At 39.3% G+C, this 26150-nt stretch carries 23 protein-coding genes and 2 pseudogenes; 15 read left to right on the top strand and 10 right to left on the bottom strand.

Annotation, left to right across the window (positions count from 1 at the left end; genetic code table 11):
* Nucleotides 1–200: 200 nt before the first annotated feature.
* Nucleotides 201–752 carry a transglycosylase SLT domain-containing protein gene (locus HHA41_RS10560; RefSeq protein WP_168419517.1) on the bottom strand — a complete coding sequence of 184 codons (552 nt, stop codon included), beginning with the start codon at nt 750–752 and terminating at the stop codon, nt 201–203.
* A 354-nt stretch (nt 753–1106) separates the two neighbouring features.
* Between HHA41_RS10560 and HHA41_RS10555 the strand changes: the two genes are divergently transcribed.
* From HHA41_RS10555 to HHA41_RS10530, 6 genes are all read left to right on the top strand, one after another.
* Nucleotides 1107–2699 (top strand): Na/Pi symporter, encoded by a 1593-nt coding sequence (locus HHA41_RS10555; RefSeq protein WP_168419516.1) that lies wholly within the window; start codon nt 1107–1109, stop codon nt 2697–2699.
* 108 nt (nt 2700–2807) lie between these two features.
* Nucleotides 2808–3275, top strand: coding sequence for a Cys-tRNA(Pro) deacylase (gene ybaK, locus HHA41_RS10550; RefSeq protein WP_168461674.1), 468 nt, complete (start codon nt 2808–2810; stop codon nt 3273–3275).
* 176 nt (nt 3276–3451) lie between these two features.
* On the top strand, nt 3452–3868 hold the full coding sequence (locus HHA41_RS10545) for a YeeE/YedE thiosulfate transporter family protein (protein WP_168419514.1): 417 nt from the start codon (nt 3452–3454) through the stop codon (nt 3866–3868).
* Nucleotides 3869–4285, top strand: a complete 417-nt coding sequence (locus tag HHA41_RS10540; protein WP_168461672.1) for a DUF6691 family protein — start codon at nt 3869–3871, stop codon at nt 4283–4285.
* Nucleotide 4286: 1 nt separating this feature from the next.
* Nucleotides 4287–5153, top strand: coding sequence for an MBL fold metallo-hydrolase (locus HHA41_RS10535; protein ID WP_168419512.1), 867 nt, complete (start codon nt 4287–4289; stop codon nt 5151–5153).
* Between the two features lie 165 nt (nt 5154–5318).
* Nucleotides 5319–6080 carry an alpha/beta fold hydrolase gene (locus HHA41_RS10530; protein WP_168461670.1) on the top strand — a complete coding sequence of 254 codons (762 nt, stop codon included), beginning with the start codon at nt 5319–5321 and terminating at the stop codon, nt 6078–6080.
* A 175-nt stretch (nt 6081–6255) separates the two neighbouring features.
* Here HHA41_RS10530 and accC read toward each other — a convergent pair whose 3' ends face one another.
* The 5 genes from accC to HHA41_RS10505 form a co-directional block, all read right to left on the bottom strand.
* The gene (gene accC, locus HHA41_RS10525; protein WP_168419289.1) at nt 6256–7623 is read right to left on the bottom strand and encodes an acetyl-CoA carboxylase biotin carboxylase subunit; all 1368 of its coding nucleotides are present in this window, start codon (nt 7621–7623) and stop codon (nt 6256–6258) included.
* Nucleotides 7624–7640: 17 nt separating this feature from the next.
* Nucleotides 7641–8063, bottom strand: a complete 423-nt coding sequence (accB, locus tag HHA41_RS10520) for an acetyl-CoA carboxylase biotin carboxyl carrier protein (RefSeq protein WP_168461668.1) — start codon at nt 8061–8063, stop codon at nt 7641–7643.
* 16 nt (nt 8064–8079) lie between these two features.
* Nucleotides 8080–8535, bottom strand: coding sequence for a type II 3-dehydroquinate dehydratase (aroQ, locus tag HHA41_RS10515; protein ID WP_075175225.1), 456 nt, complete (start codon nt 8533–8535; stop codon nt 8080–8082).
* A gap of 967 nt (nt 8536–9502) precedes the next feature.
* Nucleotides 9503–10906 (bottom strand): ATP-binding protein, encoded by a 1404-nt coding sequence (locus HHA41_RS10510; protein ID WP_168461666.1) that lies wholly within the window; start codon nt 10904–10906, stop codon nt 9503–9505.
* Complete coding sequence (locus HHA41_RS10505) at nt 10903–11571, bottom strand: response regulator transcription factor (protein ID WP_168419292.1); 669 nt, start codon at nt 11569–11571, stop codon at nt 10903–10905. The genes HHA41_RS10510 and HHA41_RS10505 overlap by 4 nt, the downstream gene beginning before the upstream one ends.
* A gap of 110 nt (nt 11572–11681) precedes the next feature.
* Here HHA41_RS10505 and dsbD point away from each other — a divergent pair, with 110 nt between their 5' ends.
* The 3 genes from dsbD to dsbG are packed head-to-tail and all read left to right on the top strand — an operon-like array spanning nt 11682 to nt 15376.
* On the top strand, nt 11682–13730 hold the full coding sequence (dsbD, locus tag HHA41_RS10500; RefSeq protein WP_168461664.1) for a protein-disulfide reductase DsbD: 2049 nt from the start codon (nt 11682–11684) through the stop codon (nt 13728–13730).
* Nucleotides 13727–14557 carry a TlpA disulfide reductase family protein gene (locus HHA41_RS10495; protein WP_168461662.1) on the top strand — a complete coding sequence of 277 codons (831 nt, stop codon included), beginning with the start codon at nt 13727–13729 and terminating at the stop codon, nt 14555–14557. Before dsbD ends, HHA41_RS10495 begins: the two co-directional genes overlap by 4 nt.
* A 60-nt stretch (nt 14558–14617) precedes the next feature.
* Nucleotides 14618–15376, top strand: a complete 759-nt coding sequence (gene dsbG / locus HHA41_RS10490) for a thiol:disulfide interchange protein DsbG (protein WP_168419295.1) — start codon at nt 14618–14620, stop codon at nt 15374–15376.
* A 167-nt stretch (nt 15377–15543) separates the two neighbouring features.
* Here dsbG and HHA41_RS10485 read toward each other — a convergent pair whose 3' ends face one another.
* Nucleotides 15544–16173, bottom strand: coding sequence for a class I SAM-dependent methyltransferase (locus tag HHA41_RS10485; RefSeq protein ID WP_168461660.1), 630 nt, complete (start codon nt 16171–16173; stop codon nt 15544–15546).
* A 32-nt stretch (nt 16174–16205) separates the two neighbouring features.
* A complete protein-coding gene (locus tag HHA41_RS10480; protein ID WP_168461659.1) occupies nt 16206–16553 on the bottom strand; it encodes a carboxymuconolactone decarboxylase family protein in 348 nt (115 codons plus the stop codon).
* A gap of 308 nt (nt 16554–16861) precedes the next feature.
* Here HHA41_RS10480 and HHA41_RS10475 point away from each other — a divergent pair, with 308 nt between their 5' ends.
* Complete coding sequence (locus HHA41_RS10475; protein ID WP_168419298.1) at nt 16862–19069, top strand: OsmC domain/YcaO domain-containing protein; 2208 nt, start codon at nt 16862–16864, stop codon at nt 19067–19069.
* A gap of 144 nt (nt 19070–19213) precedes the next feature.
* Here the strand turns inward: HHA41_RS10475 and HHA41_RS10470 are convergent, their stop codons facing one another.
* Together HHA41_RS10470 and umuD are read right to left on the bottom strand one after the other, a co-directional pair.
* A complete protein-coding gene (locus HHA41_RS10470; RefSeq protein WP_168461658.1) occupies nt 19214–20509 on the bottom strand; it encodes a Y-family DNA polymerase in 1296 nt (431 codons plus the stop codon).
* Nucleotides 20510–20549: 40 nt separating this feature from the next.
* Nucleotides 20550–21164: a translesion error-prone DNA polymerase V autoproteolytic subunit gene (gene umuD / locus HHA41_RS10465; RefSeq protein WP_168419300.1), complete on the bottom strand. Its 615-nt coding sequence runs from the start codon at nt 21162–21164 to the stop codon at nt 20550–20552.
* 197 nt (nt 21165–21361) lie between these two features.
* Here umuD and HHA41_RS10460 point away from each other — a divergent pair, with 197 nt between their 5' ends.
* From HHA41_RS10460 to HHA41_RS10440, 5 genes and pseudogenes are all read left to right on the top strand, one after another.
* Nucleotides 21362–21943 carry a hypothetical protein gene (locus HHA41_RS10460; protein ID WP_168419301.1) on the top strand — a complete coding sequence of 194 codons (582 nt, stop codon included), beginning with the start codon at nt 21362–21364 and terminating at the stop codon, nt 21941–21943.
* Nucleotides 21944–22035: 92 nt separating this feature from the next.
* Nucleotides 22036–23223, top strand: coding sequence for a phosphotransferase (locus HHA41_RS10455; RefSeq protein WP_168419302.1), 1188 nt, complete (start codon nt 22036–22038; stop codon nt 23221–23223).
* A gap of 55 nt (nt 23224–23278) precedes the next feature.
* Nucleotides 23279–25456: pseudogene (locus tag HHA41_RS10450) on the top strand (TonB-dependent siderophore receptor).
* A 99-nt stretch (nt 25457–25555) separates the two neighbouring features.
* On the top strand, nt 25556–25831 hold the full coding sequence (locus tag HHA41_RS10445) for a hypothetical protein (protein WP_168461656.1): 276 nt from the start codon (nt 25556–25558) through the stop codon (nt 25829–25831).
* Nucleotides 25832–25929: 98 nt separating this feature from the next.
* Nucleotides 25930–26079 (top strand): annotated as a pseudogene (locus HHA41_RS10440) (transposase); the annotation flags it as partial.
* Nucleotides 26080–26150 lie beyond the last annotated feature (71 nt).

The raw sequence follows: 26150 nt of genomic DNA, 5'->3' as shown, positions 1-26150 counted from the left end.
AAACCTCTTCGCGCTGATGGTAGTGTGGGGTTACCCATGTGAGAGTAAGTCATCGCCAGCTCATTATTCGAAACACCCTCAACAAGCGTTGAGGGTGTTTTTTTATGCCTGAATTAAAATTAAAAAGAATAAAAATAAAGAACACCAAAAAATAAAACCATCAATGGATGGTTTTAGCTACACCTCATTACACAAGAGAATTAAAGTGCATCTTTTAAGTTTTTTTGATGCTGCTTAACTTGTTTTGCATAACGTTTTCCCTGTTTTTTCATTTTCCGATTACTGTGATAACCCGTTGGTCCAACATTATAATAGGCCAGTGCTTTTAGCCATTTGCCTGACTGATTTTTATAATGATTTAAAATATAAGTGCCGCAATTGATGTTGGTGTGTTCATGATATAAATCACCAGGGCAAGTTTGTTGCCAATAGCGTGGAATGATTTGGGTAAATCCTACCGCACCAGCAGGTGAAGTCGCATACGCACGATAATTAGACTCTTGTCTGATTAAGGCCGCAACAAGTAAAGGGTCTACATCGTGTTTTTCGGAGCTTTGCACGATGATTGGTGCAACTCGATTTGCTGTATCTGGATGCACTGCATAGGCTTTTTGGATACCAGTAGATAATTTAGCTGATCGTTTTGCAATTGAACCACCACCTAAAGGTGAACAAGCCGTAATGGTGAGAGTAAGGAAACTGATACCCAATACTTTAATCGATGAGTAGTTTTTTAAAAAAGTTAGTATCATAAAAATGGTTTCTATAGATGCTGTCTAAAAATATTTGGCTTTAAGTGTATACTTTGATGGTAGTCAGCACACATATTTGAGTCAAGCAGCTGAAAGTACAGAATTGTATTATCAATCCAAATAGCCTTTTAAGAATTTTATTCATTTTCATGAATATATTTTCTGCATTTGATTGAATTAATCTATAGCGATTGATTTGTGATTTAATTTTTATTATATGACAGTTGTATGACAGTTTTTTTATTTTATATAAACTATTGGAAAAGAAGAAATAAACTGCAAATTTAAGCGGAAAGTGCGTACAATATCGGCTTTTTAACACTTTCAAAATTGCGTCTTACACAGGGAGTAAGTGTGTTAGAAGTCATTGTACAATTATGCGGTGGTATTGGTCTTTTCTTGATAGGAATGACCATGATGACAGACAGTCTGAAAGAAATGGCAGGCGAAACGCTGCGTGTCTGGTTGTCTAAATTTACAGGTTCACCCATTAAAGCCGTGCTTTCAGGTATTGGCTTGACGCTGATTGTACAGTCTTCTACAGCAACCACCTTAGCAACGATTGGTTTTGTCAGTGCAGGTATTCTCACTTTTGCCCAAGCAATTGGGGTGATCATTGGTGCAAATATTGGTACAACCAGTACAGGTTGGATGGTTGCATTTTTAGGTGTTAAATTTTCTATCACCAGTTTTGCCTTACCGTTGATTGGTATTGGCGCAATCCTCAAACTTTTTAGTCAGGGACGTGTTGCCTTATTTGGCTTGACCATAGCGGGCTTTAGCTTAATCTTTCTTGGCATTGATATGTTGCAAGTTGCAATGTCAGGATTTGCCGAACGTGTAGATTTATCAGTATTTTCAAGTCGGTCGTTAATCGCCCAATTAAGTTTGGTTTTGGTTGGCATTATCATGACGATTCTATTGCAATCGTCGAGTGCTGCGATTACTGCAACTTTAGCTGCATTGGCAAGTGGAGCGATTGATTTACAACAAGCGCTTGGTTTGGTGATTGGTCAAAATATTGGAACTGTTGCCACAGCAATCATTGCTGCTGTAGGGTCGACTGCGAATGCGAAGCGTACAGCTGCGGTTCATGTGATATTTAACGTAGTTTCAGCTGTTTTTGCATTTATTATTTTAAAGCCGTTATTCCTAGAATTGACTGAAAATCAGCGTCTGATGGCAGACTGGGATAACGTAGTCATTGTTGCAGCCTTTCATACGGCTTTTAGTTTTTGTGGCACTATTATTTTGTTGCCGATGATTCGTCAATTTGAACAACTCATTATGAAACTCATTCCTGATCAGACGCAATCGGTGTTGTGCTATCTCGATCAAGCGAGTTTGTCTGTGCCTGCTTTGGCCATCCATGCTGCATCTAAAGTAATTTATCACAGCTTATATGATGTATTGCTGATGATTAAATTGGCTATTCAAGAAGGTAGACTGCCATCTAAAGTACGCTTACAGCAATTAGATGAAGTGCTGATTCAAGTACAACGTTATTTGGAAGATATGTCGATTTCTGAAAATGAAGTAGATCAACAACGCTTAATGGCAATGCTCAGATTGATGGTGTATTTACGAGTTTTGCGTAGTGATTTGGAAAATATCAGTTTAGCAAAAGAGATTCGGACCCAACCAGCAATTTATCAAGTCGGTTTGGATTTTGTGCATATTATGGATGAGCATTTAAAAGAAATTGATGATTTTGATGTACACAATCACGTTGTCAGTTTGAATACAGAATTAACCAACCTGAAAAATTGGACTGAAGAGCAACGTGCCGATAATCGAGAAAAGGTATTGCAATACACTGCGGTCAATCAATTAAATGCAGCTACTGGATTAGAATTATTAGCAGCACAACGTTGGCTTGACCGTGTGGTTGCGCACGCACAGCGGTTGGCGAATGTTCTGGTAGAAAATTCACGTAAACCTGAATAAAAAAGAGGGCTATTTGTTTGTTATATTGCTAATAAATAGCCTAAGCAAATATGGATTTAAACTTAAGTCAGCGTATAATTTTCTAACTATTTCTTAAAGAATTCTCAAATGACACCAGCGACCAAACTTTTAAAAGCTAAGAAAATCCAGTTTTCTATTCATGAATATGAACATGATGCAAATGCCAAAAGCTTTGGATTGGAAGCTGCGGAAAAATTAGGTTTGGACGTGACTGAAGTCTTTAAGACCTTGTTAGTCAGTGATGATAAAAACTTCTTTGTTGCAATTCTTCCCGTACATCATCAATTAAATCTTAAAAAAGTGGCCGCAGCATTTTCATGTAAAAAATTGCAGATGGCAGACCCGAAGGATGCAGAACGCTTAACAGGTTATTTGGTTGGTGGAATCAGTCCGATTGGGCAGAAGAAAAAACTTAAAACAGTGATTGATCAATCAGCTCAAAAGCTAGACTACATGTATGTAAGTGGCGGTAAACGAGGTTTAGATATTGGTTTGTCTCCAGCAGATTTGGCACAAGTACTAAATGCTAGTTTCGCTAAAATTGTAGATGCTTGAATTGAGTATTCTGAGTATTTTTTACAATAAAATATAGTCCTTGTGAGCAAATAAGATAATGATTCCAAATGAAGTGCTTATTGTGAGGTAATGCCTTTACAAAATTTACAAGAGAAAGGTTGAATAAAAATATTAATAATATATTATAAAAACATATATTGTTTTGAGTTAAAAGAATGCATGATTATCTGCTGGCATTAATTGGTGGTGGGCTGCTGGGACTTGCAGTCGTGGGTTATTTATATGTCCATGGCCGTATTGCAGGTATTAGTGGCTTGCTCGCTCAGGTGTTGAATCCACAGACTTTGTTCAAAACGCCTGCACTGTGGTTTGTGTTAGGTATTTTTGTTGTGCCGTTTTTTTATGGAATTTGGGCAACTCCAGAAATTGAGCTGAATGCAAGCCCTTTAATGATGATCGTTGCGGGTTTATTGGTAGGCTTCGGTACGCGTTTAGGTTCGGGCTGTACCAGTGGTCACGGTATTTGTGGCATGAGCCGTTTGTCTAAACGCTCTATGGCTGCTACAGGTACGTTTATGTTGGCAGGTTTTATTACCGTGTACGTTATTCGCCATATCACAGGAGCATTCTAAATGAAAAACTTCTTGGCCTTCATTTTTGGTGGTATTTTTTCAATTGGACTTATGCTTTCTGGAATGTCGAATCCTGAAAAAGTTTTAAACTTCCTTGATCTTTTTGGGCTATGGGATGCGAGTCTGGCCTTTGTAATGATGGGTGCGATTGCTGTTGCATTTGTTCCATTCCAAAAATTGGTGCGTCAGCCTGAACCGAAAACATTGCTGAATGAACCGATTGAGCTACCAAAACAAACGCAGATCGATTCTAAATTGATCACTGGTAGTTTTATTTTTGGTGTGGGTTGGGGAATAGCAGGTATTTGTCCTGCGCCAAGCTTAACTTTAATTGGATTAGGCTATTATCAAGCGATCTATTTTATTATTGCCATGTTGGTGGGTATTCTAATTCATCGTAAGGTTGCAGGAGCATAAGATGCGAGCAGACATTCAGCATTTTTTTGATGAAAATACCAATACATTCAGTTATGTTGTAAGTGATCCTGCAACGCATCAATGCGCAATTATTGATAGTGTTTTGGATTATGACGCTGCATCAGCAACTACTTCAACAACGCTTGCTGATGAAATTATTGCTTATATTCGTAAAAACCAATTAACGGTTGAATGGATTTTAGAGACGCATGTGCATGCAGATCATCTGACCGCTTCACAATATTTAAAGGCTGAGTTAGGTGGCAAAATTGCCATGAGTCATAAAATTTCGATCGTGCAGGAAACATTTAGCGCCATTTATAACTTAGATATTAAATATTTTAATTCGCATCAATCGTTTGATTATTTATTTGATGACCATGAAGCATTTACTATCGGCGAGTTAAAAGCCTATAACATCCCAACACCAGGGCATACACCTGCATGTTTAAGCTATGTGATTGGTGATGCAGTTTTTGTGGGCGATACCTTATTCATGCCAGATTACGGTACGGCGCGCTGTGATTTCCCAAAAGGAAGTGCAGGGCAATTGTATGATTCTGTACAAACACTCTACGCGCTGCCTGAAGAAACTCGGGTGTTCCTATGCCATGATTATCTACCAGAGTCACGTGAAAAATATGAGCATACTACACTGATAAAAACACAGAAAATGCAGAATATTCATATTCATACAGGTGTGACCAAAGCAGAATTTATAGAGATGCGTACCAAGCGAGATGCAACTTTAAGTATGCCTAAATTGATTCTACCATCTATACAAATCAATATGGATGCTGGGAAATTTCCTGAACCTGAAGCAAATGGTATTCGCTATTTGAAATTACCTTTAAACTATTTCAAATAAATATTTAATGCAAATGCAGTGCATGTAGAGTATTGCCTAGGACTCAAAATAGCCTAAGCAATACTACAAGAGATATAAAGATAAAAGTACCTGAATAATTTGATTTTTACCCTAAAAAACCATTAAATAGATCACTACTATGTTTTCAAGTTCGGTATCCGCTTTATGTTATTAAATTATCAGATCACACAAAATCAACCTGAATCGACTGCTGTACCTTTGGTTTTTATTCATGGTTTATTTGGTAGTTTGAGTAATTTAGGCATGTTAGCGCGTGCATTTCAGGAACAACGTACAGTCATTCAATTAGATGTGCGTAATCATGGTAAATCAGCACATTGTGATGAGATGAATTATGCTGCCATGGCGCAGGATGTGTTGCAAACTTTGGATGCACTAGATATTCAGCAGTTTTCTGTAGTGGGGCATTCAATGGGAGGTAAGGTGGCGATGACTTTAGCACCACTTGCCGCTGAGCGTTTACAGCAGTTAGTTTTACTGGATATTTGTCCTTTCGCGTACCCTGAAAACCGCCATGATCAAATTTTTAAAGCACTCTTTGCTGTGCAAGATGCGCAGGTAGAAAGTCGTCAGGCAGCCATGGAAATTATGCGCCAGCATCTTAATGAAGAAATGGTGGTGCAGTTTCTAATGAAATCTTTTAGTAAAGGACAGTGGCTGTTTAATTTGAATGCTTTGCGCACTCATTATGCAGAAATTTTGTCATGGCATACGGTGCATAGTCTTGTAGATACGTTGTTTATTCGTGGTGGAAATTCACCTTATATTCAATTGCCTGAGCATTTTGCCGCAATTGAAGCACAATTCCCACATGCAAAAATTGAACAAGTGGCTCATGCGGGACATTGGTTGCATGCTGAAAAAACAGCTCAAGTATTAGAATACATGACAGAATTTTTAGATTGAGCCATTTTTGATTGCGAGCAAGTTTGAGCTTAAATTTTTAGGCCGATGCATTATAAAGGTGTGTTGGCTCTTTAGGCTGAATTTGGAATAATCCGATCAATCAATATTCGACTGAATAAAAAAGGGCTGATTTTTAGTAATCAGCCCTTTTTTGAACATAAGAAATTTAAATTTCTTATGCTTTTTCTTCTTCATTACCCGCAAGTTGCTTGAGCAAATGCTTTTCAAGGTAGTGAATATCCATTGCTTGTTTGCAGAATTTTTTATCTTGCAAAATTAGGTCTTTGTGCAAAGGAATGTTGGTTTTAATACCTGTAAGGATCGTTTCATCCAAAGCTTGACGCATACGCGCAATGCTGGTTTCACGGTCTTTACCATGCACAATCAGTTTAGCAATCATCGAATCGTAATACGGTGGAATGCTATAACCAGGATAGATATGTGAATCTACACGTACACCTGCACCGCCTGGCGCATAGAAGTGTTCAATTTTACCTGGTGAAGGCAAGAAGGTCGTTGGGTCTTCTGCGTTAATACGGCATTCAATAGCATGACCACGAATTTCAACTTGGTCTTGCTCAATTTCTAAGCCTAGACCTGCGGCAATACGCAATTGTTGTTCGATAATGTCGATGCCTGTTACCATTTCAGTCACAGGGTGCTCAACTTGAACACGTGTATTCATTTCAATGAAGAAGTATTCATCATCTTCAAATAAGAACTCAAACGTACCTGCACCACGGTATTGCATCAACTTACATGCATTTACACAGGCTTCTAAAATATCGGCGCGTGCTTGTTCTGGTAAGTTCGGTGCTGGTGCTTCTTCCAACACTTTTTGGTGACGGCGTTGTAAAGAACAGTCACGGTCATATAGGTGAATGGCATGACCATTACCATCAGCCAATACTTGTACTTCTACGTGACGCGGCTTTTGTAAGAAACGCTCCATATAGACCGTGTCATCACCAAACCACATTTCTGCATCACGCTGAGCAGCCTGAACTGATTCAAGCAGGGTGTCTACGCGCTCTACAATACGCATACCACGACCACCACCACCAGCAGCAGCTTTTACAATGAGCGGGAAACCAATTTCTTTGGCTTCAGCTAAAGCATTGTGTGGTGTGACTGCATGTGCCGAACCTGGCACTGTTGGTACACCTGCTTTACGCATTGCAGTAATTGCAGACACTTTGTTACCCATTAAGCGAATGTGCTCAGGGCGTGGACCAATGAAAATAAAACCTGAACTTTCTACAATTTCAGCAAATTCAGCATTTTCGGCAAGGAAGCCATAACCTGGGTGAATCGCGTCTGCACCTGTAATTTCTGCTGCTGTAATAATGGCAGGAATGTTGAGGTAGCTTTCACTGCTTGCACCTGCACCAATACACACTGCTTCATCACAAAAGCGTAAGTGCATCAGGTCTTTGTCGGCATCGGAATAGATACCAACGGTTTTGATTCCTAAAGTTTTGCAAGCTCGGGTGATGCGCAGGGCAATCTCACCACGGTTTGCAATTAAAACTTTTTGCAACATTGTGAATCCCCGTGGTCTTAAGCGCGGTAGCGGAAGAGTGGTTGACCAAATTGAATCACTTCGCCATTTTTAACTAAAATTTCTTCAATCACACCGCTTTGGGTTGCTTCAATTGGGTTCATGATTTTCATTGCTTCAATGATGCCCAATGTTTCGCCTGCAGATACAGTTTGACCAATTTTAACAAAAGGTGATTCACCTGGGCTTGGCGCTGCATAGAACACACCAACCATTGGTGAAGTTTCAACTGCACCACGTGGTGAAGATTTTGGTGCTGATGGTACATCTGCTGCAGAAACAGGCATCGCAGGAACTGCTGCCGCTACTACTGGACTGCGACGAGTTAATGCAATCGACTGATCGCCTTCTTTAACTTCAATCGCTTGTAAGTCAGATTCAATCATCAAGTCGATGAGTTTCTTGATTTTACGAATATCCATGGACAGTATTCCTAGTTTAAGATTGTGTAGTAGGTTGAATTTTTTCAAGAACAAAGTCGAGTGCTGCGGCATAGCCTTTAGCGCCTAAACCACAAATCACTCCAATGGCTTTGTCTGATAAATATGAATGATGTCTAAATGCCTCACGTGCATGCACATTTGACAAATGAACTTCAATAAAGGGAATTGCAACACCCAGTAATGCATCACGTACCGCAACAGAGGTATGTGTCAATGCGGCTGGGTTAATAATGATATATTGTGTGCCATCTAACGCGGCTTGGTGAATTCGGTCTACAATTGCGCCTTCCCAATTACTTTGGAAAGTATCGAGAGAAATTGATGCTTTTTGCGCTTGTGAAATGAGCTGTTGATTTATATCCTCAAGAGTGAGGTAACCATAAACTTCGGGTTCACGCTTTCCTAGCAAATTTAGATTCGGTCCATGAATAACCAAAATGGTCGAACTCATTCCGCTTGCTCCAATAAATAATTGCAATAATACTTTGCAAGATGTCTGCAAAGTTTGCTAATTATGGCATAAAATTCCACATTTTTTTTGTAATTTGTTTAATTTGACGTAGAAAGCGTGTGCCAAAATGAGGCTCTATAATGAAAACTTTGCAGGGAATTCGCAATGTTAAAAAATTACATTTTTAGTTTTTTTTGCTGATTTTAATATTCTAAAACAACTGACAAAATCTATTCATTTGTTTTCTGTAACTGCTGATCAAGTGAATCGCTTAAGCTAGATTGATCAGGAATGCCAAAGCCAGAAAACAACAAGCATGCAAACCATTTTTCTTTATAGCATGATATTTCAATGCAGTTTATAAAATGTACTTGCTTGGCTTTTTCATGTCGCTCAAAGTTAAGTGTGGTCTAAGCCTTAGTCTATAACTTGATACATGCTTGAATCATCATACAATCTGCCATGTATGTACTAAGAGATAATTTCTGTTTCTGTCACTTAAAAAAATATTAACTTTATTTAAATAAAACATCACTTTAAATAGAATAGAGTGTGAATTGTGTTTGTATGTCTTTCTAAGGTGAAGTAGATGAACTTGCCTTGACGGATATAGCTTGAAGGATGCCTTGTCGGTTTAATAGCCAAAGTAAATGAGTAAAGGATGACTCTTAAAATCTAATCCCTGAACTAAATGCCTGTACATTCATGTGGGGTAAAAATACAGCGTTGCATCTCATCTTAGAAAGACGATGAATATTTAAGCTAGTTTTGCCTGCCAATGCTGTTTTGTTAAAAAGTTTGCAGTATTTTCATCATTGAGAAAATTTTAGAAGGCATTGACCTTTTCTTTCAAAAATAACCCTAAAAATGTCTCTGAAGCAAACTTGAGCAAAGGGTTTGGTATTGGCAAAAGTTAAATGATCTGATCATAAAACAGGTATTTTTTGTTGTGAAAGCCCACAAATACTTAGCCTACTTGCTGAATCTCTGCTGCAGAAGGTGATGTATCAAAATTGACAATCACTTTTAAACCTTGTGGTTGGTTTAGCTCAAAGTCGATACTATAGCCGTATTGTTCCAACAAGACTTTCACCAATGTTAAGCCCAAGCCATAACCTTGTTGATGTGCCGATTTTCGCCAAAAGCGCTGTGCTAAAACGCTCAGGTCTTCTTCACTTAAGTTTTTACCTAAATCAGTAATGAACAATTGCTTACCTTGCATATAGATGTGGATGCTTGGCGTGTCTTGCGTGTGTATGTATGCATTCTGAATCAGGTTTTTAAGTACCATGTGCAGGGCAGTTGTAGGAATTTCAATCTGCTGCATTAAGCTTGACCAGTCAATTTGTAGTTGTTGCGAGGCATGTGGATACGCGCTATCTAATTCACTGATTACAGTCTTTAAAACTTGATGAAGAGCGGATGGTGTTTTGGATAATTGCACTCCTGCTTCAGTTTGGCTGAGCAATAACAATTGCTCCAATAGTTGTTGATAGCGCTGAATGCTGTGTTCTGCATGTTTCAAATTGTCGATTACTTTAGCCCTGTCAGATGGTGATGTACTCTGATTCAACATTAACTGGCTGAGTTGCACATGGGTCTTAATAGCAGTCAACGGCGTGCGCAGTTCATGGGCAGCAAATGCACTAAAGTTTTTCTCATGTTCTAGACTTTTATGCAGACGTTCAATCAACATCAATAAGTTATCTACAAAAGGTTGAATCTCTTTCGGAATTTTTTGTGATTTCAATTCAATCAAATAACGTGAGGCCTCATCTAAAGACTGTTTTTTCTGAATTAAATGTCGGGTCATTTGATCTAGTGGCAGGAATTCTAGGCGAATAATCCATAAAATCAGTAAAATACAAATAATTAAAGTAAGCAGTAAGGGAATCAGCACAGATTGTAAAATTTGTTTGAGTAGGTTTTGGCGTAACTCAATTTTTTCGGCAACCACCACTTGCACTTCACCTTCACGTAGTACATAACTGCGCCATTGCAGTCCATTTTCTTGCCAAGTACTAAAACCAACCTGTTGATTGCGCAAATTTTTTGGTGCGCCTTGAGTACGTGCAATGACGTGTTGAGGGAGTGAAATATCAGCACGGAAAATGGACACTTCACAGGCGATTAAACTGTGCAGCAGTGCATTTTCAGATTCTGCATGTAAACTTTCTGTAAGTTGCTGAAGGGGGAGTTGCTGAATTAAGCGGGCGACCATACGCGCTGAGGTAGACAGCCGTTCATCAAGCGTATTTTGTAAACGCTGTTCTAAGTCATGGTATAGCCATGCAAAGACAATCACCCACAGCAGAATAAAAGCACAGCTAATGGTAGAAACCAAACGCCACTTCAGGCTGTAGTTTTTCATGTCAGCAACTCAGGTTTAAAAATGTAGCCAACCCCGCGTATCGTCTGAATAAAATCGGGGTGGATTTTATGCCGTAAATGATAAATATGGACGTTTAAGGCATTACTTTCGATGCTGTCTTGAAAACCATAGACTTTATCAATCAGTTCTTCATTTTTTAAGATTTGGTTCGGATGCCGCAAGAAAGTTTCCAACAAACTATATTCACGGCGTGACAAAGGAATCGCTTGATCATGCCAATGTACTTCCTGAGTATCCAAATTGATATTTAAATGACCGCTTTGCAACTGGTTAGACGAATAACCACGGTGACGGCGGCTGAGTGCATAAACACGAGCAATCAGTTCATTCAGTTCAAAAGGTTTAGTCAAATAGTCATCTGCACCTAAATTCAAAGCTTGTACGCAGTCTTGGGTATGATCACGCGCTGTTAAGACCAGCACTGGTAAATGTATGCCATTTTTACGCCAGTTTTCGAGTAACTGTAAGCCATCTTGGTCGGGTAGTCCTAAATCGAGCAGGCACAAGTCTACAGCACTGTTACGAATTAAATAGTCGGCATCGCGTGCAGTACTGACATGCTCGACTGAAATACTTAAATATTCGAGTGCTGCCACAATACCTTGGGCAATATAAGGATCATCTTCCACCAAAACAACGAACATATTTGCTCCCATGCTGTGCTTATAGTTTACAAAGAAAAATCTTTGTTAATGTTCTCTTAATCTACACTTCACGATAATACAGACAGTTTTTTAATATTTAGTATAAACGCATGGTATTTGTTCGAGTCATTGCTTTTTTTATTTTGAGCCTGTGTGCAGTGTGGGCCAATGCTGCCAATGAATTTTTAGCGCCCGATCAGGCGTTTAAGTTTCAGGCGACTTCCTTGTCTGAACAAACGGTTGAATTAAAATGGGATGTTGCACCGCATTATTATTTATATCACGATCAATTCAAAGTCAGCCAAGCACAAAAGCCATTCAGCTTTAAATTGCCTGCAGGGCAAGAAAAAGATGATCCAACTTTTGGATTAACACGTGTGCATTATGGGCAAGTGACTACACAAATTCAGGTCAAGCCCAATCAGCAGTATCAAATTACATGGCAAGGTTGTGCTGAAGATGGTTTGTGCTATCCCATACAGCGTCAAAGCATTCAAACCGATGCCGATGGCTTATTGCCACAGCATAATTTGAGTTCAGCTAAAGGAAATTTGCTTCAGCAATTGAGTCAAAATAACCAAGCCACGTTAAATAGTCACCCTGCTGATACAGATAAAAGTCAAACCTCAACCAATACTCAAAAACAAGAAAAGGCTGCTTTAAATACAGAGACGACAAAAGCACTCCAACAAGATCAGAAAGCAACAGCAAAGACACCGCAGACTGAGGGGGAAAATGCCGTTGCTGAACAAAATACTACAAATACAAATGGCGTGATCGACACAGTTGAGGATGCGAAGCCTTCTGGTGTTGTAGTGTTTGAAAACTCAAATACGACAGATGCAACTGCCAACTCAACGAATACTGAAACAGCAAGCAGTAGCAGTCTGAATCAGCAATGGAACAATGATCAATTTTTCTTGAACTTATTGTCAGGGCAAGGATTATTGCTAAATGCCTTTATATTTTTAGGTTTTGGGGTATTACTGGCTTTTTTACCATGTTCATTACCACTCATTCCAATTCTTTCTGGAATTTTGGTGCAGCGCAACACTGGCTATAAAGCTGCAGCAATTGCGATCACTTTTGTGGTGAGTATGGCATTGGTCTATGGTGTTATGGGCGTTGTCGCATCTCAAATTGGCTATAGCGTACAGCGCTGGTTTCAAAACCCTGTGGTAATTGCAGTTTTTGCCATGCTATTTGTGGTGTTTGCTTTAAACCTGTTCGGCTTGTATCAATTGTCATTACCACAAGCAGTGTTGCAGCGTTTAGACCGAATTCAGCAATATCAAAAAGGCGGCACTTTATTCAGTGCAGCAGTTATGGGTGTTATTTCTGCACTAATTGTTGGGCCATGTATGAGTGCGCCTTTGGCAGGTGCCTTGTTGTATGTGTCGCATTTGGATCAAGCAGCATTGGGTGGTTTATATCTATTCCTGCTTGGTTTAGGTATGGGAATTCCTTTACTGATTGCGAGCATTTTTGGTGCCAAATACTTACCAAAACCAGGTTTGTGGATGGAACGTCTAAAATTTAGCTTTGGCTTTATTATGTTGGCGATGGCCTTATATTTCGCCCGTCCTTTACTGGCAACCACTTGGTACTATGTTGCTTTTGCTATGGTGTTATTTACCTTTGCTGCGTACCTGATTGCAATTTTGCGCCATGTGATGCATCGCCCACATCGTTTTTCATTATTGGCTTTGTCTGCCGTGATTGCCAGCAGTGGAATTTGGCATGTTAATCAGAGTATTGCCAGTGTCAATGCGCAGGTACAGGCCAATCAATTGCAAAACTGGATAAAGGTACAAACTGAACAAGAGCTGAATGCAGCGTTGGCTGCATACGCCAATCAAAATATTGTGATTGATGTCTATGCAGATTGGTGTGTGGCGTGTCAGCCCATTGAGCGTGATGTGATTCCACGTACTGACGTGCAGGATGCGCTTAAAAATGTAGTGCGGATTAAACTTGATTTAACTGAGCAGCATCCTTCACAAGATGCCTTACTGAAAAAATGGCAAATTTTAGGCCCACCAACTATGCTGTTTTTAGGCGCACAACAGCAAGAACAGCGTGACTTGCGTTTAACAGGTACATTTAATGCTCCACAACTGATTCAGAATATTCACCAATTGTCTGAGGTTAGCCCATGATTCAAACTGCAGCCTTGCATTTAGGTGTATTTATGATTCCATGGCCATTGGTTTTTCTGCTATTGGGGCTAGTTGTAGTCTTTATTGTCGGCAAATTTTTTCAGCGCCGTTATACATGGGATGTACAAACTTGGGCACGCTATCAGGATGCATTGTGGAATGCACTTTGGATAGGTGCCTTAGTTGGGCGGACCGTTTTTGTATTGCAGCATTATGAGCTGTATTTTGCTAACCCGATTGATATTTTAAAAATTCAGGACAAAGGCTTTCATCTGATTGCTGCAGTCGTGGCAGGTGTGGCGTGGTTTGTTTGGAAAAACCGTAGCATTCAGCGTGTGGTTTTGGCATGGGCAGTAGCGCTATTTATTGCAGTACAGGCATTAGGTTGGAGTTTGATTCAACCGTTGCAAACACAGCATGCTTATCCAAATCTGGTACTGCATAACTTGCAGCAACAACCACAAGATTTAGCCCAGTTTTCAGGTCAGCCGACAGTCATTAACTTATGGGCAACGTGGTGTCCGACTTGTCACCGTGAAATGCCTGTGATGCAACAAGCACAGCAAGATTTTCCTCAAATCAATTTTGTATTTGCCAATCAGGGAGAGTCTGCAGCAGAGATTCAAGCCTATTTGCAGAAACATCAGTTTCGGTTTGAACATTTGCTGCTAGACCCTGCAGGTGCATTAGGGCAACACTTTAATATGTTTGGTTTACCAAGCACCTTATTTTTTAATGCGCAAGGTGAATTAGTCGACCATCATATGGGTGAATTGACCAAACCGATGCTGCAGCATTACCTAAAAAAGATACAAACAAATCCATAAAGACGATTTTATCTATCTCAAAGAAAAACCGCCGTGAACCCAAAATTAAGGATCGTAAATATGACATCTATTTTAACCAACAACATGCTGAAACTGGCGATAGGCATGAGTCTTGCCAGTAGCGTGAGTATGCTGCAGGCACAAGACAACTTAAAACAGCACATTGAAAAAGAAGGGTTTAAGTTTGTGCAGCAAATTCAGGCACCTGCACAAATGACAGGTTGGGCAGGGCACATTGAGCAAAGCCCTGCAACGGTGTTTATTTCCAATGATCAGAAATACTATATTGTGGGCACTTTGTTTGATGCTCAAGGCAATAATTTAACGGTGGATGCTTTAGATCGCTATGTGAAAAAGTCGGTACTAGAAGATGTGTGGCAAAGTCTGGAGCATGCAACGTGGATTCAGGATGGACAAACCAGTGCTGAAAAAATTGTTTATGTGTTTTCAGACCCAAATTGTCCGTATTGCCATAGCTTTTGGAAACAGGCACGTCCGTGGGTAGAGTCTGGCAAAGTTCAGCTGAGACACATAATTGTGGCAGTGATTCGCCCTGAAAGCAAAGGGCAGGCAGCCACCTTGTTGATGGCGAAAAATCCACAGCAGACCTTTAATGAATTTCATCGTCAATACGGTCAAAAGAAATTAATTGAACAAAAAAATGTGCCTGTGCATGTTGAAAAAACTTTAGAACAGAATCAGGCGTTGATGGATAGATACGAACTATTTGCCACACCTGTTGTACTTTGGAAAAATAAACAGGGCGAATTGCAGTCCGTACAAGGGATGCCTAAATCTTTAAAAGATGTGTTTGAGTGATTTTTAAAATACCTAAGCAAAATATTGATATTGAAAGTCCCTTCTCCCTGCGGGATGAGGAATACATTCCGCAAGAGGATGAGGGCTGAACTATGGACTTTAAGAGGATTTATAAAAGAACTCTAATTGAATTGGAGCAAGCCTTTTTTATGTAAAGATTCAGACTTTTATTTCTGAATACGAATCGCAAATTGAATCACGTGAGATTTGCCCTGATGCAGTTTGCCTTCTGAGCGTTCTACATCGCCCACAAAGAAATGAATCAGATGATCGTGTTTAAAATGGCTTAAAAACTGGATAGGATCATACAGCATTTCTAATGCACGTGGGCCGCCCGTTTTATATTCCAGCTGACTGATTGAGTACAGCTCACCTACAAATAAACCGCCGTTGACCAATGTTTCACGCACTCCATTTAACACTTTTTGCTGTGTTTCAGGGTTAAAGTGGCCAAATACACATATCACGTTGTCATATTGATTGGCTTGCCAATTTACCTGACTTAAATCTTGCTTCTGGGTATTCAGACTTAGACCACGTTGCTGGGCATAGCCTTGGGCTTTATCTAAAGCAACTTGTGAATAGTCCCACAAATCTGCTTCAAAAGTTTGTCCCTTCGTTTGTGCTAACGCAGCCAAATATAACAAGTTACGTCCTTCACCTTCGGCTAAGCCCAAAGTTTTGCCTTGAATTGGCAGCTTTTGTGTAATCTCCTGAATGAAGGCATTGGCTTGTTCACCATAAATATGATCATGTTGGCTGTAGCGTTCATCCCATTCATTATGGATATTTGACATAGTTTTAACTCAGCTTAAATACTTAGATAAGGTTACTCGGCAGTAGATGGGGAAAACTCTTTAAAAGCAGCCACAGCGTTCGCAGCATACATCAGCGATGGACCACCACCCATATAAACAGCAATACCTAAAATTTCATTCAGTTCTTCAAAAGTCATGCCCATTTTGACCAAGGTTCTGACGTGAAAACCAATACAACCATCACAGCGTTGCGCAACACCAATAGCAAGGGCAATAAATTCTTTGGTTTTGGCATCAATTACGCCATCTTTCATGGCAACTTGAGACAGTGCGTTGAAGTTTTTGAGTAAATCTGGAGATTGCTCTTTCATAGATTTGATATTTGACGAGATTTCGGCAGTGAGTTCGGTATATTTCATGTTGTTTCACCATCTAGCAGCATAGATTATGAATATAATATATCATATATTTAAATATATTATGTTTATATATATTAAAATACAGCTTGAGGTAAATCCAGTAAAACTACATATACAGCATTACCAATTGTTATAAATCTCTTTATAATGTTGCGCATATTCGGGAGTTCACTGTAGGGTCGTACAGTATTAATTTATAACTCCCATCCGCATTGTTTAAGTCAATTTCTCCTCCGTGATTCGGCTTATAAATCAATATTTAAAAATTGTGTGTCTGATCAGGCACATACAGCGCTAGGTGTGCCAGCATGGAAATTAAAGTCAATTATCTTGACAATCTTCGTCTTGAAGCCAAATTTGACGATTTTACGGTAATTGCCGATCAGCCTATCCGTTATAAAGGCGATGGCTCTGCACCAGGGCCATTTGATTACTTTCTGGCATCTTCTGCTTTATGTGCAGCGTATTTTGTAAAAGTTTATTGCCAGTCACGTGATATTCCGACTGATAACATTCGTTTATCGCAAAACAATATTGTCGATCCTGAAAACCGTTATAAACAAATTTTTAAAATTCAGGTGGAATTACCTGCAGATATTTCTGAAAAAGACCGTCAGGGTATTTTACGTTCCATTGATCGTTGTACTGTTAAAAAAGTGGTACAGACTGGCCCTGAGTTTGTGATTGAGCAAGTCGAAAGTATTGATGCCGATGCACAGGCTTTATTGATGCCGAACCTGACTTCAGCTCAAGCCACGTATATTGCAGGCAAGGATTTACCTTTAGAAGAAACCATTGCCAATATGTCAGGTATTCTGGCAGGTTTAGGCATGAAAATTGAGATCGCTTCATGGCGTAATATTGTACCGAATGTCTGGTCATTGCATATCCGTGATGCACAATCGCCAATGTGTTTTACCAACGGTAAAGGGGCAACTAAAGAAAGTGCACTTGCCTCTGCATTGGGTGAATTCATTGAACGTCTGAACTGCAACTTCTTCTATAACGACCAATTTTGGGGCGAAGAAATTGCCAATGCTGAGTTCGTACATTATCCCAATGAAAAATGGTTTAAACCTGGGCCAAATGGCGAATTGCCTGCAGAAGTTTTAGATGAATATTGCCTAGAAATTTATGATCCTGAAGATGAATTGCTTGGTACGCATTTATATGACACCAACTCAGGTAATACAGAACGTGGTATTTGTTCATTGCCTTTTGTCCGTCAGTCAGATGGCGAGACTGTATATTTTCCATCGAATTTGATTGAAAACCTGTATTTAAGTAATGGGATGAGTGCAGGCAACACGCTTGCAGAAGCTCAGGTGCAGTGCCTGTCTGAAATTTTTGAGCGTGCAGTGAAGCGTGAGATTATTCAGGAAGAAATGAGCCTGCCTGATGTGCCACAAGAAGTATTGGCAAAATACCCAAGTATTGTTGCTGGCATTCAGGCGCTAGAAGAGCAAGGTTTCCCTGTATTAGTCAAAGATGCTTCATTGGGTGGCCAGTTCCCAGTAATGTGTGTGACCTTAATGAACCCACGTACAGGCGGTGTATTTGCTTCGTTTGGTGCACATCCTAATTTTAAAGTAGCTTTAGAGCGTAGCTTGACCGAATTATTGCAAGGGCGCAGTTTTGAAGGTCTGAATGACTTGCCACAACCAACGTTTAGCAGCAATGCAGTTACAGAGCCAAATAACTATGTTGAACATTTCATTGACTCAAGTGGTGTGGTGTCTTGGCGTTTCTTTAGTGCGCAGGCAGATTTTGAGTTTGTGGAGTGGGATTTCACCAACAATGGTCAATACAGCAACGTAGAAGAAGCTGAGGCTTTATTTACGATTCTGAAAGATTTGGGCAAAGAATCCTATATGGCGGTATATGAACACTTAGGTGCTACTGCTTGCCGAATCTTAGTGCCAGATTATTCAGAAGTGTATTTGGTGGAGGACTTGATTTGGGATAACACCAATAAAGCCTTGCTTTACCGTGAAGATATTTTGAATTTACACCGTTTGGATGACGCCCAACTTGAAGCCTTGGTTGAGCGTTTGGAAGAATGTGAGTTGGATGACTATACCGAAATTAAAACCCTGATTGGTATTGAGTTTGATGACAATACAGTTTGGGGACAACTGACCATCCTTGAATTAAAGTTGTTGATTTATCTAGCATTAGAACAGTTTGAAGAAGCTAAAGATTTGGTCGAAGCATTTTTACAATACAACACCAATACCGTAGAACGTGGCTTGTTCTATCAATGTATGAATGTCGTGCTTGAAGTCATTTTAGATGATGAAATGGATATCGCTGATTATGCAGTTAATTTCCGCCGTATGTTTGGCAATGAACGCATGGATGCAGTCATGGGCTCAGTTGAAGGCACAGTACGTTTCTATGGTTTAACTGAAACCAATATGCAACTTGAAGGCTTAGATCGTCATTTACGTTTGATTGAAAGCTACAAAAAACTGCATAAAGCACGAGCTAAGTTTGTCGGACTAAACAAAGGCTAATCTTGCTTAAGCCAGTACGCTCATCTAAATAAGCATCGCAAAAAGATGTTTGTTTGGATGAGCAGTTTTATGAATATCTTTTCTGTACAACTGAAGCAGATCTAGACACTATCAAAGACGAATCAGATAACAACTAAAAAAGCACTAATCGCCAAGTGCCAATAAGCCTTCCCAGCTAAAATAATTAGGACTTAGTTTGCTGCGATTCATAGCCCATGTACGGTCTTGCAATTTACATGCACCAATGGCAAGTTTTTGTGTGCCAAACTTATTTTTAACGCTATCTAGCACTTGTTGTAAGTGTTCCTGCTTTTCAATCTGTTCTGTATCTGCAAGTAAGTCGTGAATATAGCCTTGTTTTGGCTCAATTCCCGTTAGAATCACACCACACTTTTTAAAGGCAATACCTTCCTGAAATAGGGTAGAGATATGCTTCATGATGGCTTTGTTCATGATTAAGGCAGAATCTGTTGGCTCATTAAAGGCAATGGTCACCGATTGATTGTAAAAAGCTTGGTGCTGATCAAAACGACTGGATTGCGCAAAAATAATCATACAGGAACATAAGCTTTTTTCTGTTCTAAGCCTTTGCACAGCAGATTGTAAATAATCGCTCAGTGCTTCCGAAAGTGCATGAATGTCGGTGACTCGTTGTCCAAAAGAACGTGAGCTGATGATTTGCTGTTTACTGGCTGTGGTTTGTTCCAGTTCAATACACGGCGTACCTGTTAGCTCCAATATGGTTTTTTTCATTAAAATTGAAAATTTACGTTCCATGTGTTCAGGATCACTGATCGCTAAATCAAATACAGAATGAATCTTTAAAGCATGCAGTTTTTTTGCAAGTTTTCGGCCCACGCCCCAGACTTCATCAACATCAATGAGTTGAAATAAGGCTTCTTTGCTACATAAATCCATATCTATTAAATTGCACACGCCGTTGAAATAGCTATTTTTCTTGGCAATATGATTGGCCAGTTTTGCTTCAGTTTTACTGTGACCGATACCCACACAGACAGGTAGAGCCAGCCATTTCCATAAAGTTGCTTTAATTTCTTGTGCCAATTCATTTAAATCGGTTTGAGAATACGAACTCAGTTCAATAAAGGTTTCATCAATTGAATAAATTTCAATGTCTTTGGCACTAACAAACTGTTGAATCGTATTATTAAAACGTCTGGACATTTCTGCATAGAGAGCATAGTTACTCGAAAAGACGGCAATATTGTGTTGTTTGATCTGCTCTTGAATTTGATAAAAAGGCACAGCCATTTTTATACCGAGTTGTTTGGCTTCTTCGGAACGTGACACCACACAACTATCGTTATTGGACAAGACCACCACTGGACGATGATTCAGATGTGGTTGAAACAGCCGTTCACAGCTCACATAACAATTATTAATGTCAATGAGCGCAAAAATTTGCTTTAAAGGTTTCATGAATATTCTGCTTATTTGGCTTTTATTATGGTGTGCGGGTTTAAGCCATCAGGTTTTTTAAGTTCCAAGTCACCACGGCAAAGACTTCAAACGTTTGCCCATCTTTCAAATAAATACTGTCATAGTCAGGGCTTTCAGCTTTGAGCCAAGCATCAGGCAAAGTAGCAGGGTCGTAGTCTTCACCAAAATGTTCCACCAACTCACTTTTGGACATTTTGGCGGTAATCATCAAGCGTTTAATGGTTAAGTCTTTTTGGTCAATTAGGGCCACTACAATGCTGCGGTGTTTGGCTTCTTTGCTGCGATCTACCAATACAATATCGCCGTATTCAAGCCCGGCATTAATCATAGATGTGGTGCGTACCACATTTAAAAAGGTCGCATTTTCATTGGAAATTAGATACTCATTCAGATCAATATTTTTATCAATATAGTCTTGGGCAGGAGAGGGAAAGCCTGCAGGAATGGATTCGACGGCAACTGGAAGCGGTAAAACGGTACGTTTGCAAACAGGCTGAAAGTCTTGTTTATTCAGCAGTTCCATCTGCTCTAGAATGGAGTTTAAGGTTGGGCTAGGCTTGCCTTCAGTACCCATAATTTTTTGTAATGACGACCAAGCAGCATCAGAGAAGTAAATAGGTAACTTCTTGGACATGAGATGACTCCTACGCAACAAGGCGTGTTTGAAGTGTAATTTGATGTGTTGATAGCATAACTGAAATTGTGATCAAGATTCAATCTGATTAGGTGATTCGCCACTGAATAGAAATGAACTCTACTTTTGCATAGCTATACAAACATAGGGCTTTCCGTTAGGATTTTTCTATCGCAGCAGTAAATTTAGAGATGAGTATGCATATTGTTGAAGACATTTATTTAACGAAAGAAGAAGTTGAATCTTTACTGTTGGGATTAATCAATTCACAACTTGAACCTGAGTTTTTAATGCAGGATTTCATTAAACATCAGGTGTTCTCTTTGGCTGAATATTTTAAACAAAACTCCGAACATGAAATTGACTTTGCACAGATCAGTTGTCCGATCAAAGTCAGAGCGGAATACCAAAATCATCGTTTAAAACGTCAATTTTTAGTTGAGTTTCATCTCACCACAACACCTTTTTTTAATTATGAGCCTGAAGAAAATAGTGTGACCTATTCTTATATGATGAAAGATTTTTATCTGACCGATATTATTTTCTATGATGCTTATACGGGTGAAAATTTACAGGCTTGGATGCAAAAAAGATTTGTGATTTTACAAGGTGAGCGTGAAATAGAGGTGAACTCATTGTCATGGTATGCAGATTACAATTTACCGCAAGTCACGCAAAATATGGTGTCTTTTGTGAGTGAAGCGGCTTATGACACTGGTTTAGATCAGATTATAGACGACGTCAATTTACGCTTGCAGCAGGCAAAGATCGTGAATTAATTTGGAGTGCATCCATCTAAAAGTAGTTATTTTGGATGGATTATAGGGAATATACGATTGCACAATGCTGATCAGGTTTAGGAATATCTCAAATGACCACAATCACGCATGATTTAGGTCATGGCATGGGGAGCGACTGGGAAAATAAAGATTGGGCCCATATTACAGTTCCAGAATTACACCGCCTGCAACTGCATTACCCACGTTTGCAAGGTAACGTTCAAATTCTGTGGTGTAGTCCACGTCCATTTTCTTCTGCGGTACTGGTTGAAGTTACGCAGGTTTTATCTAACACGGGTCAAATAAATCTTCACTCATATTTCATTAAGCGTAGCCATCGTTCATTTCGCAATGCTCAAGATATTTTGCAAGAGCATGCCTTCCTGCAACATTTAGCCAGTAAAGACATTCCAGTTGCCACATTGATTGCCTCAAATTGCGGCCTGACAGCTTTAGAGATGGGGGATTGGACGTATGAGGTCTATGAAAAAGCAGTAGGCTTTGATTTATATGTCGATCAGCAATCTTGGACTCCTTTTTTCTATACCGAGCATGCAGCCAAAGTTGGAAGTTTACTTGCTAAACTGCATATCGCCATGCAGGATTTTCCTGAGTTACACGGCAGATCGGCTCGTTATTTGGTCTCGAATCAGCAGCTTTTAGAAAGTGAAAGTATTGTAACGGCTATTCAGCAACGTATTGATAATAGCCCTGAATTGAGTCGTTATTTTGCCGATAAAAACTTAGATGCTGTTTTTTTAGAGCGCATATTCCAGACACATCGTAAAATTAAGCATGTATTGCAGCAGGCGACTAAAATTTGGACACATAATGATTTGCATGCTTCCAATTTGTTTTGGTCTACGCAAAGTGCCGATGCCAATATTACAGCGGTGATTGATTTTGGCTTGTCAGATCGAAATTCAGCGCTTTATGACCTTGCCATAACGATTGAGCGTAACTTTGTAGATTGGCTAGCCTTAGCACATACATCACAACTAAAGATTGATGAAGCGGGTTTGAGTGCATTTTTACAGGCTTATTTTGCCGAACAGCATCCACAACAAGACTTTAGCATTTTGCCCGAACTGCTCAAAATCGTACATTTGGATTTTGCATTTTCAGAGCTTGAGTATTTTATTGGAATTACCAAAAACCAAAAACATGCAGATGCGGCTTATTATGATTGGATTATTGGGCATGTAGATTGGTTTTATTCAGAACAAGGGCAGCAATTTACCCAGACTTTAACTCGATTAATTCAACGCGAATTGTCATAATCTGCGCCTATCAAATGCCTCAAGTATCACCACCCATTTTTATGCAAGGTTTCGTATGTACAATCGTAAATTCAAACAGAATGTATTAACTACGTCTTTAAAAACTATCATTCTGTCACCGCTTTGTTTGACACCTCTGGTTTATGCTGAAAATGGTGTGCAACAGCTCGATACGATTGTCATTACAGCCGATGAATCAACGCCGTACTTTAGCTCTACAGTAAAAATTGAAGGTTTAGGCACAGATCGTCTACAAAAAGCACATGCCTCTATTTCTGTTGTCACTGCAGATGTAATTGCCGATCAACAAGCACGAGTATTGAGTGATGTCATTAAAAATGATGCGTCTGTGGGCGATGGTTATGCTGCGATTGGTTACTATCCCAACTTTGTATCACGTGGCTTTGCACTCGATTTAGCATCAAGTTATTTAGTGAATGGCAATGTGATACGTGGTGAACAAAACGTCGCACTTGAAAATAAAGAACGTGTGGAAATTTTAAAGGGTATTTCTGCAATTCAAAGTGGTATGTCTACACCGGGCGGCGTGGTCAATTATGTCACTAAGTGACCTAAAGATATTCAGGCACTTAACTTTTCTGCAGATGAACATGGGCAGTTTGCAGTCGCAGGGGATGTGGGAGGATTTTGGGGGAAAGATCAACAATTTGGCTATCGCATCAATTTAGTCAATGAACAGATTGATTCTTATGTCGATCATGTAGATGGCGAGCGTTATTTGGCGGCATTAGCACTGGACTGGAAAGCTACAGCACAATCCAAATTCGAGTTTGATCTTGAAGCACAGCGTTCAGAACAAAAATCTGTACCAGGTTATCAATTACTTGATGGCAAAGTACCACAAAACGTGAAATGGGAGCGTTTGCTGGGTTACCAAAGTTGGGGCAAGCCTGTCACAATTGACAGCCTAAATAGCAGTTTAAAATACAACTATACGTTTAATGATGACTGGAATTTAGGATTGGTTGCCTCGCATAGCAAATCTAAAGTGGATGATTATTCAATATTTCCTTTTGGTTATTACCGAGATGGATGTTTGGAAGCATATTCGTGCAACACATTTGGTGCGCAGGGAGAATATGACCTTTATGACTACCAAAACCCAAATGACACATTTAAAACCAATCAATTTAAAATAAAGTTAGATGGCTTGGTCAATACCGATTGGGCAAAGCATCATCTTAGTTTTGATTTGACTCAAACAGATAAATCTAGACATCACTACACAGGTATATATCAATACGTAAATTCAACAGATTATGTAGGTAATATTTACCAAGATAGCTATGATAGGATTCGTGAAGAAGGAGATCTTGGTCCTTATTTTAAAGCTTTGGATAGTAAGCAAACTGCTTTTACGGTTATAGATCGCATTGAATGGAATGAGCAATGGTCTACTTTGATGGGCGGGAAATGGATCGAGCTTGATGAGCAAGCTTATAATGAAACCGAACAAGTCCGTGATACGGATTTAGGCAAATTTCTACCACAATTTGCAGTAAGTTATAGCCCAACGGAATCAACAACTGTGTATGCTTCTTATGCAAAAGGGCTGTCAGATGGAAAAACTGCACCTTGGTTTGCAGAAAATAGTGCAGATACATTAGCACCTATCCATTCTGAACAATATGAAATTGGCTTAAAACAACAGATTCATAACTTTTTATTGACGGCAGCTATTTTTGATTTACGTCAAGACAATCAATACTCTAAGCCGATCTCAGATAAGCGTTATTTTGTTCAAGAAGGTGAGCAACACAGTCTAGGCTTAGAATTAGGACTAAGTGGAGAATTAAGCGATTATTTAGCACTTAGCTCATCTTTAGCATTGACTAGAGCTCGTTTGGATGATGTTGAAGCGGTTGAATATGGCAATCATCAAGCGCAAAATGTACCTAAAATTCGTTTTGCAACGCATCTGACTTATCAAGTACCGACTATTGAAGGTTTTAGAGTACTTGCGGGTGGTCAGTATAGTTCGAGCAAATATGCCAATAAACAAGGTACTGCAAAAGTGAGTGGTTATAGCGTCTTTGATTTAGGCGCTGCTTATCAATTTAAGTTAAATACAACCGATGCGCAGTTACGTTTCAATATCAATAATTTATTGAACAAAAAATACTGGCGTGATGCAGGTGAATTCTATGGCGATGATTATTTATTCTTAGGTGCGCCACGTACAGCAACTTTTTCTTTAAATCTGAATTTCTAAATCTGTCGTATAAAAGCGAAAGAGATTTAGATAGAAAAATAAGTGAAACCCTGATTTTGATTGAAAATTAGTCAAAATTAGGGTTGGGTTAAGATTATAATGCAGCTCACTCAGTTTAATTTAGATCATTTAGATAAGACTTCACTAGATCAACAAGATATTGAATATAAAGAAATTGTTGACTATGAAATAGTCAGAGAAAGTATTTGTAGCTTGATATTCAAATTGAGTAGACAGGCTAAATTAGCTGATCCTGAACAACAAGTTGTATTTCAAAAAAATATAGATAAACTCGTCTACATCAGAGATCATTTGCAAATTCACGATAAAGCATCCATTCAAAACATCATGTCTGAGATTAAATCTCATCAATAACGATATACATGAGTAAGCATCCGGCTAACACAGCCTTACCAAGCGATCCTATAAGCCTTAATTTAGTTCCCACCTAAAAACAAGTGGGGACTTAATCCATGAACATGGATATATATTCAGCAACACCTCCTGTTGCTAAAAAACGCCGAAAATACAGCAAAGAATTCAAACTCAGTATTGTCAATGCCTGTAAAAATCCTAATACCTCGATCGCTTCGGTCGCACTGCAACATAGTATTAATGTAAGCGTCCGCTGAACACACCTTCTGAATTCATCCTATAAGCCTTAATTTAGTCCCCACTTAGAAACAAGTGGGGA

Source organism: Acinetobacter sp. A1, from assembly GCF_012371315.1.
Lineage (GTDB): Bacteria > Pseudomonadota > Gammaproteobacteria > Pseudomonadales > Moraxellaceae > Acinetobacter.
This window is presented reverse-complemented; position numbering and strand designations above follow the sequence as displayed.

Bases quoted from the DNA above. Each gene is read 5' to 3' on its own strand.
- HHA41_RS10510 (WP_168461666.1), bottom strand. From the start codon at position 10,906: ATGAAAAACTACAGCCTGAAGTGGCGTTTGGTTTCTACCATTAGCTGT.
- HHA41_RS10475 (WP_168419298.1), top strand. From the start codon at position 16,862: ATGGAAATTAAAGTCAATTATCTTGACAATCTTCGTCTTGAAGCCAAA.
- HHA41_RS10540 (WP_168461672.1), top strand. From the start codon at position 3,869: ATGAAAAACTTCTTGGCCTTCATTTTTGGTGGTATTTTTTCAATTGGA.
- ybaK (WP_168461674.1), top strand. From the start codon at position 2,808: ATGACACCAGCGACCAAACTTTTAAAAGCTAAGAAAATCCAGTTTTCT.
- HHA41_RS10460 (WP_168419301.1), top strand. From the start codon at position 21,362: ATGCATATTGTTGAAGACATTTATTTAACGAAAGAAGAAGTTGAATCT.
- HHA41_RS10535 (WP_168419512.1), top strand. From the start codon at position 4,287: ATGCGAGCAGACATTCAGCATTTTTTTGATGAAAATACCAATACATTC.
- accC (WP_168419289.1), bottom strand. From the start codon at position 7,623: ATGTTGCAAAAAGTTTTAATTGCAAACCGTGGTGAGATTGCCCTGCGC.
- HHA41_RS10560 (WP_168419517.1), bottom strand. From the start codon at position 752: ATGATACTAACTTTTTTAAAAAACTACTCATCGATTAAAGTATTGGGT.
- aroQ (WP_075175225.1), bottom strand. From the start codon at position 8,535: ATGAGTTCGACCATTTTGGTTATTCATGGACCGAATCTAAATTTGCTA.
- HHA41_RS10470 (WP_168461658.1), bottom strand. From the start codon at position 20,509: ATGAAACCTTTAAAGCAAATTTTTGCGCTCATTGACATTAATAATTGT.
- HHA41_RS10495 (WP_168461662.1), top strand. From the start codon at position 13,727: ATGATTCAAACTGCAGCCTTGCATTTAGGTGTATTTATGATTCCATGG.
- HHA41_RS10455 (WP_168419302.1), top strand. From the start codon at position 22,036: ATGACCACAATCACGCATGATTTAGGTCATGGCATGGGGAGCGACTGG.
- dsbG (WP_168419295.1), top strand. From the start codon at position 14,618: ATGACATCTATTTTAACCAACAACATGCTGAAACTGGCGATAGGCATG.
- umuD (WP_168419300.1), bottom strand. From the start codon at position 21,164: ATGTCCAAGAAGTTACCTATTTACTTCTCTGATGCTGCTTGGTCGTCA.
- HHA41_RS10505 (WP_168419292.1), bottom strand. From the start codon at position 11,571: ATGTTCGTTGTTTTGGTGGAAGATGATCCTTATATTGCCCAAGGTATT.
- HHA41_RS10545 (WP_168419514.1), top strand. From the start codon at position 3,452: ATGCATGATTATCTGCTGGCATTAATTGGTGGTGGGCTGCTGGGACTT.
- accB (WP_168461668.1), bottom strand. From the start codon at position 8,063: ATGGATATTCGTAAAATCAAGAAACTCATCGACTTGATGATTGAATCT.
- HHA41_RS10485 (WP_168461660.1), bottom strand. From the start codon at position 16,173: ATGTCAAATATCCATAATGAATGGGATGAACGCTACAGCCAACATGAT.
- HHA41_RS10445 (WP_168461656.1), top strand. From the start codon at position 25,556: ATGCAGCTCACTCAGTTTAATTTAGATCATTTAGATAAGACTTCACTA.
- dsbD (WP_168461664.1), top strand. From the start codon at position 11,682: ATGGTATTTGTTCGAGTCATTGCTTTTTTTATTTTGAGCCTGTGTGCA.
- HHA41_RS10530 (WP_168461670.1), top strand. From the start codon at position 5,319: ATGTTATTAAATTATCAGATCACACAAAATCAACCTGAATCGACTGCT.
- HHA41_RS10480 (WP_168461659.1), bottom strand. From the start codon at position 16,553: ATGAAATATACCGAACTCACTGCCGAAATCTCGTCAAATATCAAATCT.